The 12,306-nt window shown below is 36.9% G+C and carries 12 protein-coding genes; 7 read left to right on the top strand and 5 right to left on the bottom strand.

The features are described from left to right. Positions 1 to 106 precede the first annotated feature (106 nt). Entirely contained in the window at positions 107 to 1,006 is a 900-nt protein-coding gene (locus N9I19_RS09365) for a LysR family transcriptional regulator (protein ID WP_317777619.1), read from the top strand. 165 nt (positions 1,007 to 1,171) lie between these two features. Here the strand turns inward: N9I19_RS09365 and ggt are convergent, their stop codons facing one another. After that, positions 1,172 to 3,247: a gamma-glutamyltransferase gene (gene ggt, locus N9I19_RS09360; protein WP_317777618.1), complete on the bottom strand. Its 2,076-nt coding sequence runs from the start codon at positions 3,245 to 3,247 to the stop codon at positions 1,172 to 1,174. A 208-nt stretch (positions 3,248 to 3,455) separates the two neighbouring features. Continuing rightward, positions 3,456 to 3,593 carry a hypothetical protein gene (locus tag N9I19_RS09355; RefSeq protein WP_317777654.1) on the bottom strand — a complete coding sequence of 46 codons (138 nt, stop codon included), beginning with the start codon at positions 3,591 to 3,593 and terminating at the stop codon, positions 3,456 to 3,458. Positions 3,594 to 4,304: 711 nt separating this feature from the next. Between N9I19_RS09355 and N9I19_RS09350 the strand changes: the two genes are divergently transcribed. Continuing rightward, complete coding sequence (locus N9I19_RS09350; RefSeq protein ID WP_317777617.1) at positions 4,305 to 5,219, top strand: LysR family transcriptional regulator; 915 nt, start codon at positions 4,305 to 4,307, stop codon at positions 5,217 to 5,219. Between the two features lie 373 nt (positions 5,220 to 5,592). Here the strand turns inward: N9I19_RS09350 and N9I19_RS09345 are convergent, their stop codons facing one another. Continuing rightward, positions 5,593 to 5,931, bottom strand: a complete 339-nt coding sequence (locus N9I19_RS09345) for a YmaF family protein (RefSeq protein ID WP_317777616.1) — start codon at positions 5,929 to 5,931, stop codon at positions 5,593 to 5,595. A gap of 280 nt (positions 5,932 to 6,211) precedes the next feature. Here N9I19_RS09345 and N9I19_RS09340 point away from each other — a divergent pair, with 280 nt between their 5' ends. Genes N9I19_RS09340 through N9I19_RS09330 form a run of 3 tightly spaced genes read left to right on the top strand, consistent with a single transcriptional unit; the run spans position 6,212 to position 9,198 of the window. Beyond that, positions 6,212 to 7,246, top strand: a complete 1,035-nt coding sequence (locus N9I19_RS09340; RefSeq protein ID WP_061462876.1) for a FecCD family ABC transporter permease — start codon at positions 6,212 to 6,214, stop codon at positions 7,244 to 7,246. A gap of 12 nt (positions 7,247 to 7,258) precedes the next feature. Further along, complete coding sequence (locus tag N9I19_RS09335; protein WP_411730424.1) at positions 7,259 to 8,263, top strand: FecCD family ABC transporter permease; 1,005 nt, start codon at positions 7,259 to 7,261, stop codon at positions 8,261 to 8,263. A gap of 20 nt (positions 8,264 to 8,283) precedes the next feature. Further along, entirely contained in the window at positions 8,284 to 9,198 is a 915-nt protein-coding gene (locus N9I19_RS09330) for an ABC transporter substrate-binding protein (protein WP_317777615.1), read from the top strand. A gap of 205 nt (positions 9,199 to 9,403) precedes the next feature. Here N9I19_RS09330 and N9I19_RS09325 read toward each other — a convergent pair whose 3' ends face one another. Both N9I19_RS09325 and N9I19_RS09320 read right to left on the bottom strand, forming a co-directional pair. After that, entirely contained in the window at positions 9,404 to 9,583 is a 180-nt protein-coding gene (locus tag N9I19_RS09325) for a hypothetical protein (protein ID WP_317777614.1), read from the bottom strand. Between the two features lie 186 nt (positions 9,584 to 9,769). Continuing rightward, positions 9,770 to 10,597 carry a TrmB family transcriptional regulator gene (locus N9I19_RS09320; RefSeq protein ID WP_061462872.1) on the bottom strand — a complete coding sequence of 276 codons (828 nt, stop codon included), beginning with the start codon at positions 10,595 to 10,597 and terminating at the stop codon, positions 9,770 to 9,772. 139 nt (positions 10,598 to 10,736) lie between these two features. On the opposite strand from N9I19_RS09320, the gene N9I19_RS09315 reads away from it, so the two are divergent. Both N9I19_RS09315 and N9I19_RS09310 read left to right on the top strand, forming a co-directional pair. Further along, positions 10,737 to 11,366: a homoserine/threonine efflux transporter gene (locus tag N9I19_RS09315; RefSeq protein WP_061462871.1), complete on the top strand. Its 630-nt coding sequence runs from the start codon at positions 10,737 to 10,739 to the stop codon at positions 11,364 to 11,366. A 272-nt stretch (positions 11,367 to 11,638) separates the two neighbouring features. Further along, the coding region (locus N9I19_RS09310) for an IS110 family transposase (protein WP_317777613.1) at positions 11,639 to 12,306 on the top strand (668 nt) is incomplete at its 3' end.

Here is a 12,306-nt window from a genome sequence, read left to right as displayed (position 1 = left end):
AAAAATTCTGAAATATCTTTTTTTAAAATTATAATTGAGATAATATATAATTACCAATACAAAATTTTAATATATCTATAGTTTTAAACTATAGAAAGGAGAATATATGGATCTTCGCCAACTACGTTATTTCACTACCGTTGTCCAGGAAAAGAATTACTCTAAAGCTGCTAAAATACTGCATATATCTCAACCTTCCTTAAGTAATGCCATAATGAAATTAGAAAAAGAAGTTGGTTTTCAGCTTTTGGAACGTAATACAAGGGGACTTGAGCTTACGGAAGCAGGGGGGATTTTTTATACGAGATCTGCGGATTTGTTAAGAAGATTCAATAATTTTCAAGTGGAACTTGAGGAGATGAAGCATGTTGGAAGTGGAACAATATCTATAGGTTCCATTGAATCATTCAAAATCTGGTTCCCGAAGATAATCAGGAATTTTAAAATCAATTATCCTAATATTCATTTCAAAGTCAGGGAAATATTGGGGGAAGAAAAGGTTATCGAATCGTTAAATCGGTTTAATGTTCATTTCACCATCACGAACCAGCCAATTAACCATGAGAAAATCATATCTGCACCCCTATACAATGAAAAATTCGTGCTTTTGGTCCATAAAGATGACGAATTAAACGAAAAAGAGTCTATCACTTTCCAAGACCTTGCAAAGAAAGAATTGATCATCAGTACAACTGGATTTCAAACAAGAGATGATATCTTAAAAGCATTCAATAATGAAAAGGAACTTCCCAATATTATTTACGAAATAGAAAGACTTGAAACAGCTTGCAGTTTGGTGGAAGAAGGACTTGGTGTTACAATTTTACCGGAAAGCTATGTAAAATCCGTTACAACAACCGATACTGCAATCCGTGCAATAGAATCTAATTTTTTGGAAAGGACTGTATACCTGGCCTACTTGAAAGATCGATATCTGTCACCTGCGGTATGTAAATTAGTTGAGGAGATACATCGCTTTTTTAATGAGAGTGATAGAAGCGACTAACTAAAAAAGCAAAACTTCACTGAAAAATGCACAAAAAAATATTCCCCTTCTGCACAATGCACAAGGGGAATATCATTAGTCTGGACCGTTTCACTTCCCAATTTCCTTCTTTACATCTTTTTAAAGGAATCCCTGTCTGGACTGGTTATATTAGTCAGGAGGAAATCAATTCGTGACGCTACCATCATCGTCGGGATCTTCAAAATCCGCAGGATCTTTTTCCAATAGTGCCTCTTTGTCTGTTTCGTTCCATTTTGTTTTATATCCTAAAGATTTCGCTACTTTTAACACCGGTAAATACGATTTTTTATCTGGTTCATATGTTTCTAAGTCACCTGCTCCAATTACACCCAATCCAAGTAGCAATTTGTCTGATTGAATATAGGGTTTTTCATCTATCAGTTTCATTTGTTCAGCTGTATAAGGATAAACGGCTCCATTAACCTTTAAGGTAAACGGTCCTTTCTTTTCTTCTTTTATTTCTTTTGGCTTTTTAGCTTTATAGGAAACATCATACACTCCTTGAACAGTTCCTTCTCTCGTATTGTCGGCTCCTCCATACATTTTCCCTGTTTCATAATCAAAAATAACAGCTTGCACATTACCGATATGTTGGGGTTTTTCTTCATAAACATGGCCTTTTGCCATTAACTCCAGCCTTGTATTTTGTTCAATTCCCGGTTCCCATCTAACTGTAGGATAACCAGCAGAATAAATACGTGGAGCTAGTATGGCATCTTGAATTAGCATATGATGATCAAGCACATTCATAATCGTTTCAGATACCGATGCTATTATCGTCGCTCCCCCTGGTGAACCAATGGCCATGAAGGGATTGCCATCTTTTAATACGAAGGTCGGGGACATACTGCTTCTTGGTCTTTTTCTTGGTTCCACCTGGTTAACGCCCCCCGGTGTGGCATCAAAATCCGTCATTTCATTATTAAGCATGAATCCATAATCAGGTACCATGATACCCGATCCGAATACTTGCTCGATTGTAGTCGTATAAGCAACCATATTTCCCCACTTATCCATTACAGAAAAGTGAGTCGTTTGTCCGATCGGGGTCTGCTCTTCCTTAACGTTCTTCATTGAAGTCGGTTCTTTGCCCTCATACTTCCATGGATCGCCTGCTTTGACATCAACTGTTGATCTATTTGGATTAATGAGTTTTCTTCTTTCTTTTATATAATCTTCATCCAATAGTCCTTTAGTAGGTACATCATAAAAATCTTCATCTGCCATATAGGCAGCTCGATCGGCATATGCGAGATGCATGGCTTCCGTTAGATAATGAAGATACTCAGGGGAGTTAGCCCCCATCTTTTGTACATCGTATCCTTCCATGAGCTTCAGGATTTGTTGGATCGTCAAACTGCCTGAACTTGGTGAAGCTGCACCCACCAATTCAAAGCCCCTATATTCCGATCTAATTGGTTCTCTCTCTTTCACCACATAGTTTTCCAAATCCTCTTTTGTCATCGTTCCTTCACGTTTTTGAACTTCTTTAGTAAGGGCTTCTCCGATTTCACCTTTATAAAAAACGTTAGAACCTTGTTCTTTTATTAACTTAAGAGTCTTTGCCAGATCTGGCTGAACGAGGGTATCTCCCTCTACCAATGGTTTTCCATTTGGTACAAAAACTTTTGCAGCCGCTGGGTTATTTTCAAGTTTTTTTACATTTTCATCGATATATTGAGCTGTCGCCCAATTGACTTTTACCCCTTTTTCAGCTTGTAAAATAGACTGGTCGATAACTTGTGATAATTTCAATGTTCCATATTTCTCAAGAGCAGTTTCTACCCCCAAAAGTGTTCCGGGAACTGCAACCGCTTTCCCAGATATGTGCCGTTTACTAAAAGGAATAGGTTTTCCCTTTGAATCTAAAAAAAGTTCAGGCGTAACATTTTGCGGTGCCATTTCGCGACTATCGATCATCGTTATTTTATTTTCCTTTTTATTGTAGATCATCATAAAACCACCGCCGCCGATTCCAGACATCATTGGCTCAACTACATTTAACGATAATTGAATGGCAGCTGCTGCATCGACTGCATTTCCACCTTGTTTTAGTATCTTTATACCCGCTTCAGCTGCTAACGGATGAGAAACTGATACGATTCCTTTTGTTGCACCCCTTCCCATTGACTTATCCACTCCGGGGACACTTGCAAAAGCTGGTGTGATCATACAAAAGAAACTGAAAGTAACTAAAATAAAACTTTTTAAAAATTTCATGAATTAGTCTCCTTTCAAAAACAAAATTGGGATTTCACCATACGGCAAGTGGATATACGGATGATCCTCGATTTGCAAGTCTGGAATATGCTGGTTGATCTCTAAATTGAAACAGTATTCACATTCCCTTTGGCTGTTGGATAAGTTCTCTTAATGATGATTCAATTCAAAAAATCACCCCCCACGAATTTCCAGCATGACTCTACAACTAACCTTTACATCCGGGTGATAATCGAAGCCTGGCACTGTCCAAACCATAGAAAACAAATAATATAGCCATGACCATAATAGAAAGCCTGCTGCCTACTGTACCTCTAGTTGCCTCTAAAACTAGCAGAATGGCCATTACACGAACCACAAATCCAAAGCGCCGGTTTGCACTATCCTTGATTTTTTTTAGTTTTCCTTCAAACCGGAAGAAGCGTCAAAAGGGAAAATTTCAAGTTGCCTGGTACGATATCTTTTTAGCAATCCTCAGTATAGGCGTAGGTGCATATTGGCCATTATTTTTCGGGAATATAGTCCTTTTCCTTACTGAAGGCCGTGATAATACCGGTCACTGTTAGACTCATAACCAATAAAAAGTACTTATTACCCTTTTCATACAACCCCCCATCATTTTTTTCATCATCTACAAAAGATGATACTATTATTATTCTACCGACCACCTTACTTTTCCTTTTTTTGCAAAATCAGACACGAAAACCAAAAGTCCTACTGTCGATTAAAAAAGTTTTATTTAAATCAAATAAACAAGCATAAATGTGTAAAAACACCTGCTTAAATACGGAAAATTCTGTTATTTAATGGGTTCATTTTCCTCTTTATTACATTTTCACCCTTAATTTAAGGATAATATTGACTCTTCCGTTTTAGAAATATATTATTGTTATAAACTTATAAGTCTTTATTATAAAACTAGAAACTTTTAACATATTTCTAGCCTTTAATCGTTATATACAAATATTATTTGAGAGGGTATATTTGAGGTCCGCCCTTCCTTTTACCAGCTATTTTTTTGTGTGTATTTTCCAATCTAACTGAAGTGGGTGATTGTTTGAATTTCCTATCCCTCCGCTATTTCATAGAGGTTTCTAACCATCTTAGTTTCAGCGAGGCTTCCAAAACCCTGCATATTTCCCAGCCAGGACTTAGCCAACAGATTTTATCCCTCGAAAAACAATTAGGCCTTAAACTATTAAATCGAACGACAAGAAAAATTACATTGACGGAAGAAGGAGAGTACATCTATAAAAAACTTGCCCCTTCCTTTGAAGATATTGAGAAAACAGTGAATTACATAGTTGAAAATAAAACCATCCCCAAGCCTAAAATGAAGATAGCTACTGTCCCCTCTGCAGCGAGCATCTATATCCCGAAGTTATTGAAAAAGTTAGTGGGGGAATACCCGGAAACAGATTTTTACCTGCATGAAACAACATCCTCAAGGGCAGTGAAGCTCGTAAACCAACAAAATTATCACATCGGTTTCATCCGAACGCCCATACACAATAACATCATTGCAAATGAAGGATTAAGCATGATTGAATTCAAAAGGTTCCCTTTACAATTAGTGGTTTCCATTGATCATCCACTGGCCCAAAAGGATGCGATACACTTATACGAGGCACGAGACGAATCTTTTATCCATTATGATGCCGTCCAAGCACACTCCCTTCAATTCCTTTTGGAAAAGGCTTGTCTGACTGCTGGATTTTCACCTAAAGAATTATGTAAAGGATCCGAATTATTAACGATTGCCAACCTTATATCCAATAACTTAGGTGTTGCTCTCATGCCGAAAGATATGGTGAGTTTGTTGGGAAAAAGCAAAGTTAAAGCATTGAACATCGATAACTCTGAATTATCCAGTTCCATATCTGCAGTTTGGAAAAACACGGATGATGCGTCAATGCTGACTAAGCATGTTTTGAAAACGTTAAAGAATGATCAGACTTTTTACGATATATGAGATCCTTGGCTTAAAAAGCTGCGAAACAACTCGGAGTGAGAAAAACCATTTAGTTTGAATAATATTTATTACACTTTACCTTTTAAATGATTCATTTTTTGCATTTTGTGAAATTTTAAAAAAAGAGCCTCTCTCGATTAAAAGGGAGGGGTTCGAAATAAGGGGTTTAGGCATAAAGTGAAAAAAGCCCCATTTCTCGTTTGTGACACTGAGAAATGGAGCTTTTAATATTGGATTAATTTTACTTCTATACTTCGATAAATAATTTATCACTGGTTATTTGAAAAACCACGGTGAATAAATGCACTTTGAATCGGGTGAAACTCCACTAGAATTATCCCCCTGTGGTTTTCTTTTTGTATATCATGTACCGTTATTTATTCCCTGGAGCAGGTTGATCGACCCCTCTAACTCGATGTTTATGCCCATCATCTTCAGTTGTGTAAAAATCATAATAATGAACGTGCATTCCATTGCCAACAGGAATGGCTTGTCCCGAATATGCCTTATAATAATGGTTATGCCCATCCTCAAATACCACATATCCTTCTGTATAGTGAATATGTTCTCCCTCTTGTGATGGAATTGGCGGGGATGTTACATCCAGACATTGATGGACATGGCCGTCCTCTACAGATGTATAATCAACGGACCCATGATTATGATGTGGAACAAACCCAGAAACAAAATCATCTTTTCCTACCTTGTTCAATCCATTCACCCCTTATATATTAATTATCATAAATTCTATAAACTATATGCTTGGAACAATAAGGAGATTCGTAACAATCATAATTAAAAAATCGTAAAAGTATACTTTTACGAACGATTTTCCTGCCTACTGGAGCCTATGTGAACATATACAAACAATTCAATATTTTAACAAATTAACGTGTTAAAAAAATAGATTGATTTCAGCAAAGAGTAAAGATATAATCATCATGATAATGATTATCAATTCCATTAATGAACAGTAAAGGATGAATTAAAAAATGTTACATAATCCCTCTCTAAAGGGACTCAAAAAGCGTTCAAATGGTTTTCTGCTATTGTGTTTATTCATTCTGGTGATTATTGGATTAGTGCTGTGCCTATTTTTGGCTGTAACATTTGGAGCAAAAGAGGTTAGCATCAATACGGTGTGGTCAGCGATTTTTGATTATAATCCCACACTGACACAGCAACAGATTATCCACGAACTACGGCTTCCACGGGTGATTGGCGCTGCATTAGTCGGAGCAGCTTTTGCAGTTGCAGGTGCTTTGATGCAAGGAGTCACCCACAACCCCTTAGCTGACTCAGGAATACTTGGTATTAACGCAGGGTCAATGTTTGTGGTAGCCCTTAGTTTCGCTTTCTTTCCAAATATACCATATGCTGTCTTGATGGTTTTTTCATTTATAGGAGCTGTGTTGAGTACATTATTCATTTATATAATAGGCTCATCTGTGCCGGGAGGATTAACACCTATAAGGCTAACAATCTCAGGTGCAGTGATAGCAGCGCTCCTGCATTCACTTAGTTCAGGAGTGGCCATTTATTATGATTTGAGTCAGGATTTAGCATTTTGGTATGCGGGAGGTGTAGCAGGGATAAAGTGGAGTCATTTGAAAGTGCTTGCTCCTATTATTCTTATCGCAATTATTTGGGCAATTTCATTAGGTCGATCTGTATCACTCATTTCAATGGGCAATGATATTTCCACCAATCTTGGTGTGAATACGAATCGTATTAGAATACTAGGAATGATAGTAGCCGTTATTCTGGCAGGAGTTTCTGTTTCGGCCGTTGGTTCAATAGGTTTTGTTGGACTTGTAATCCCACATATTTCACGAAAATTGGTTGGAGGATATTATCAGCTCATTATTCCAATGTCAGCATTATTGGGTTCGATTCTGTTAATACTGGCTGATCTGGGTGCCAGAACGTTGAACCCGCCTAGAGAGCTGGCTATTGGTATAATGGTTGCCCTTGTCGGTGTTCCTTTTTTTCTCTATATTGCTCGTAAAGTAGGGAGGGACTTATAGGTGAAATATCATATGAATGCAGACAACAAGAGGGCATATATAGTTACTATGGTATTTATTTTTATTAGTATAGTTGCAGTATTAATAAGCTTAAATACAGGTACACTGCGAATTTCACCTTTAAAAGTAATCCAAACGCTTTTTGGCAACGGTGATTTTAAAAGTTCTACTGTGCTATTTGATTACCGTATGCCACGAATCTTGATTACCATGTTGGCGGGAGTTGGATTAGGAATTTCAGGTGCAATCCTACAAGGTTTATCGCGTAATCCTTTGGCAGATCCAGGAATTTTAGGCTTACATGCAGGTGCGTCCTTTGGTCTCATTATCTTTGTAACATATTTTCATTCATTAGATGAAAAAGCATCAATCCTTATACCGTTATTTACCTTTTTAGGAGGAGTCTTAACTGCTTTTCTTATTGTTTTACTTGCCTATGATCGTTACAAAGGCATACTGCCCATTCGCCTTATTCTCATTGGAATTGCGATTTCTGCTGGTTTTAGTGCTATTACACTTTTTCTGTCTCTTCGTCTTGATGAAGAAACCTACTCATTTGCTTCAAGATGGTTAGTTGGTAATGTATGGGGAAGAGATTGGATCCATGTTATTGCCCTTTTTCCGTGGATCCTTATTTTAGCACCTTATGCTTACTTCAAATCTAACACATTAAATGCCTTATCACTAGGTGATGACGTAGCGGCTGGACTTGGTGTTTCTGTTCAAAAACAACGTTTGCTGATGCTGGTAACTGCTGTTGGTTTGTCATGTGCGAGTGTAGCAATGGCCGGCGGTATTGGATTTATTGGTCTAGTTGCCCCGCATCTTGCCCGTCGGCTTGTTGGCCCGATGTACCAGCATTTCCTTCCTGTTGCAGGACTTATAGGACTCATTATTTTGGTGCTTGCGGATACCATCGGCCGATCCATATTTCATCCAAATGCTATTCCAGCTGGTATAGTAGTCGCTGCTATAGGAGCTCCCTATTTTCTTTACTTGCTCACAAAAACAAAATAACTTTTCAATTAGGAGAAAAAATGAAAAAGAAAATTACTATTTTATTTAGCATTATGTTAATTCTTATTTTGTCGGCTTGCGGACAGACATCTTCAAATGATAGTAAATCAGCACAAAAAAATAAACCAGAGAGTGAAGAACCTAGAATCGCTTCACTTTCCATCCACCTAACAAATGATTTACTTGCATTAGATATAACTCCAGTTGGTTCTGTAATTGGTGGAGAATTAAAAGATTTTCTGCCGCATGTGAAGGATCGATTAAAAGATACGCAAAAGCTTGGACCTGTAAAAGATCCAGATATGGAAGCGTTGATAGAACTAAACCCTTCTGTGATTTATCTTGATAAAGAATTTTCAGGACAAGATGTATCAAAATATGAAAAAATCGCACCGACTCATGTATTTAATCTTGATGAAGGAACATGGAGAGATCATTTAAAGTCCGTTGCTAAACTTGTCGACCGTCAACAGCAAGCAGAAAAGTTCATATCAGATTATGAAAAACAAACGAAAGAAGTCAAAAATTTAATTGAAAATAAACTTGGTGAAGGCAGTAAAGTAATGGCAATCCGTGTTACTGCAAAGGAGTTACGAGTATTTAGTACTGAAAAGCCAATGGGACCTATCTTATTTCAGGATTTAGGTTTTAAACCTGCCAATGGTGTTGAAAAGATTGATAAAAATCTACCTTACGAAGTCATATCTCAAGAAGTTCTTCCAGATTTCGATGCAGATGCTATATTTGTCATTGTCAACAGTGATGATGAGTCTCAGACTGCTTTTAAACAGTTGGAAGATACACCCATTTGGAAAGGGTTGAAAGCAGTTAAAGGAAAACATGTATACGTAGTTCCGGATCAGCCATGGCTTGACTATTCAGCACTAGGAAATAAAATGGCCATGGAAAACGCAAAAGAAATCTTTTCAAAATAAATAGTGTTATTTTGCGGTTAAGATGAACGGGAAATTTTTACGCTAAGCGAAATTTCAAACTAAAAAAGTCGATTCCTGTACGTTAAGGATTCGGCTTTTTTTAGTTTGCTTCTTCAAGTAAAGCACTGTGAGATTGAGAAGATTTATACTTCAAATACCTTATTTTTTGCATTCGGGCTTAACACTTCTTCCGGCTTTAACACTGCTAATAGCTCTCCATTATTGACTTTATTGACCCAATCACATCGGCTTCACCTTTTTCAATGAAATTTTCTGGAACTTCTAATTGTCCATTGACTATTGCAGGAACTCTCCCGTATTTTTTCGCTATAGGTGAAAATGATGCTTCCGCTAATGCGAGCTTCCATGCTTCAAATCCATTCATATTCATCAATCATTGTTAGTAATTCCCATCTAGCAATATTCGCCACTTGGGATTGCCCATAGACGCTGGATGCTGGTGTTAAAGCTTGAATTTTTACTGTGCCCCATACTACTTCCTCAAAACGTTGATTAATAAAAAAGTAATGCTTTTCTTTTTGTTGTTAAAACAGGAAAAAATAGTACAAATTTAGTCAATGTAATGTTTCTTAAAATCTGGATGGATAGAAAATTTTTTACGTAAATTGGCAAGGTTTTCACCAAAACTTTCTTCTAAAAGCTCTCTATGTTTCTCCATAATTTCCATGAGATACAAATCATGAATCATGACTTCTGTAATTGGCATTACCAAACCTACATGCATTGTCCATGCCGCACGACTATCTTTACCCAGCGAGACAATACCTGCTACTACTTCTGAGTCATCTCCACTAATAACAAGCCATCGTCCACCATACTCTTCTGTAATTTCATGACCCATATAATGGAGGTAAACATTAGCAAAATCACATACGATTTCCCCATAAGCAATAATTGTTACATTGACCCCTCTAGTTGCTGCCTGTCTTAGTTCAGACTCCAATTCTTCGAATTCCTCTTCCCAAATCTCTAAGAGGATTCTTTTTTCAGCAGATAATATACAAGCTTTAACCTTTTCGAGTATTTCATTGCGTCCAGTGATATTCCAGATATTTTCACGGTCATTTGCAGAACTTTCAAACTCCGCTAATGATTTTTCTGCCAGTTCAAAATTCTCTTCTGCTTTCATTCGACGGTTTTTTATTAGCTCCTTTGCAGGTACAGGAGTATACTGTGGTGTGTTTCCAGGACTAACCAGAATATCCCCTCTTATTGCGAGACCGTCCAGAATTTCATATATTCTTGAACGTGGTACACCGGAGTTTTTTGCTACTGCATAGCCAGTCAATGGCGATTCTTCTAATAAGGTAAGATATGCTTTCGCTTCATATTCGGTAAAATTTAGATTTTTTAATGTTTCTAAAATGTTTTCTTTCATAAATCCTCCAACACAACCTTAGTTGCTACCTTAGTAACTAATATCTTAGCAAAATCTGTTGACCTTTTCCATAAGCATCCAATATACTTAATAAGTAGTTACTTGAGTAGCCACTAACAAACGAGAAGGGAGAAATAGTATGGATAGCTTACTAACTTACATATCAATAGTTGCAATGATGGTTATTATACCCGGAGCAGATACTATGCTCCTAGTGAAAAACACGCTTCGCTATGGTCCAAAAGCTGGACATTATACCGTTCTCGGAATGGCAACGGGACTTTCTTTTTGGACGCTTATTGCTATTCTTGGGTTATCTGTCGTCATTGCAAAGTCTGTGATTCTTTTCAGTACAATCAAATATTTGGGAGCCGCCTACTTAATTTATTTAGGGATTAAAAGTTTTTTTACTAAAAGCGCTTTTTCTTTAAAAGAAATACAAGCACAAGCAAATACACCCACGAAGTATTTAAATCGGCATAATAAGGATTCCTTTATGCAAGCATTACTTAATAATATTCTTAATCCAAAGACTATTTTAGTTTATATAACAATCATGCCGCAATTTGTCAATTTGAATGGAAATGTAAACCAGCAATTGATTATATTAGCCTTCATCTTAACCTTACTCGCTGTATTATGGTTTCTATTTCTTGTTTATCTAATTGATTACGCAAAAAAATGGTTGAACAACTCCAAATTCCAGAAAGCGTTCCAAAAATCAACTGGCTTAATTTTAATAGGTTTTGGCATTAAAACAGGAATATAAATTGTATAAAATAACTAATTTGATTCAATCCGTTCAAAAAATTGAACGGTTTTTCTATTCACTCCATATGTTTCTAACAAACTTGTTAACTACCTGCCCATTTAGTTCCATAAGAAAAGAGCTGCCCTTATAAACAGCTCTGATTTCAGCTAACGCACCCGTTAGCATTCCTGTAGATCGTTAAATATCAGGTTTGAAAAAAATAGAGCCCCTCAGTAAGATATGAGTATAGAGTCCAATCTAACTCAAAGTCTTAAGGAGGAAGCCCTACTATGAATTTTAAAATGCAAGACAAACAAAATCAACTAATAGAAAGAATTTCCGATACACATCTAATTGTAGGTGTGGATATAGCCCAACAATTACACGTTGCTCGAGCTGTTAACTTCCGTGGAATTGTAGTTGGAGATCCTCTTACATTTGAAAATAATGAAGAGGGGTTCGTAAAACTATTAAGTTGGATTCAAAACTTACAAAAACTAAAAAACTTAGATTCCACAATAGTGGGTATGGAACCTACAGGACATTACTGGATTAACCTATCAAAATGGCTGGATAAACAAAACATTGAGGTAGTTACTGTGAATCCCCACTTAGTAAAAAGGAATAAAGAGAATCGTGACAATACTCAATCGAAAAGTGATAAAAAAGATGCCCTCGTTATTGCGGATATGGTCAAAAACGGCTATTATTCCTTTGTTCGTCCCACATCCGAATCATTTGAGAAACTTAGAGTTCTAATTTCTAACCGTGATGTAATTGTTAAACGTCTCGTGATGTCTATTAATCAAGTAAATCGATGGGTGGATGTGGTCTTTCCTGAACTCAGACAAGTGTTTAAAGATGTAACCTGCAAAGGGGCGATCGCAACCCTTCGTTTATTTCCTACACCGGATGAAATATCTTCACTAGAAACACTAGATGTCATGAGGGGTTGGAA

The organism is Peribacillus sp. CSMR9 (assembly GCF_033141925.1).
GTDB classification, from domain to species: domain Bacteria; phylum Bacillota; class Bacilli; order Bacillales; family DSM-1321; genus Peribacillus; species Peribacillus simplex_A.
This window is presented reverse-complemented; position numbering and strand designations above follow the sequence as displayed.

Bases quoted from the DNA above. Each gene is read 5' to 3' on its own strand.
- N9I19_RS09330 (WP_317777615.1), top strand. From the start codon at position 8,284: ATGAAAAAGAAAATTACTATTTTATTTAGCATTATGTTAATTCTTATT.
- N9I19_RS09340 (WP_061462876.1), top strand. From the start codon at position 6,212: ATGTTACATAATCCCTCTCTAAAGGGACTCAAAAAGCGTTCAAATGGT.
- N9I19_RS09335 (WP_411730424.1), top strand. From the start codon at position 7,259: ATGAATGCAGACAACAAGAGGGCATATATAGTTACTATGGTATTTATT.
- N9I19_RS09355 (WP_317777654.1), bottom strand. From the start codon at position 3,593: ATGGCCATTCTGCTAGTTTTAGAGGCAACTAGAGGTACAGTAGGCAGC.
- N9I19_RS09315 (WP_061462871.1), top strand. From the start codon at position 10,737: ATGGATAGCTTACTAACTTACATATCAATAGTTGCAATGATGGTTATT.
- N9I19_RS09320 (WP_061462872.1), bottom strand. From the start codon at position 10,597: ATGAAAGAAAACATTTTAGAAACATTAAAAAATCTAAATTTTACCGAA.
- N9I19_RS09365 (WP_317777619.1), top strand. From the start codon at position 107: ATGGATCTTCGCCAACTACGTTATTTCACTACCGTTGTCCAGGAAAAG.
- N9I19_RS09325 (WP_317777614.1), bottom strand. From the start codon at position 9,583: ATGAATGGATTTGAAGCATGGAAGCTCGCATTAGCGGAAGCATCATTT.
- ggt (WP_317777618.1), bottom strand. From the start codon at position 3,247: ATGAAATTTTTAAAAAGTTTTATTTTAGTTACTTTCAGTTTCTTTTGT.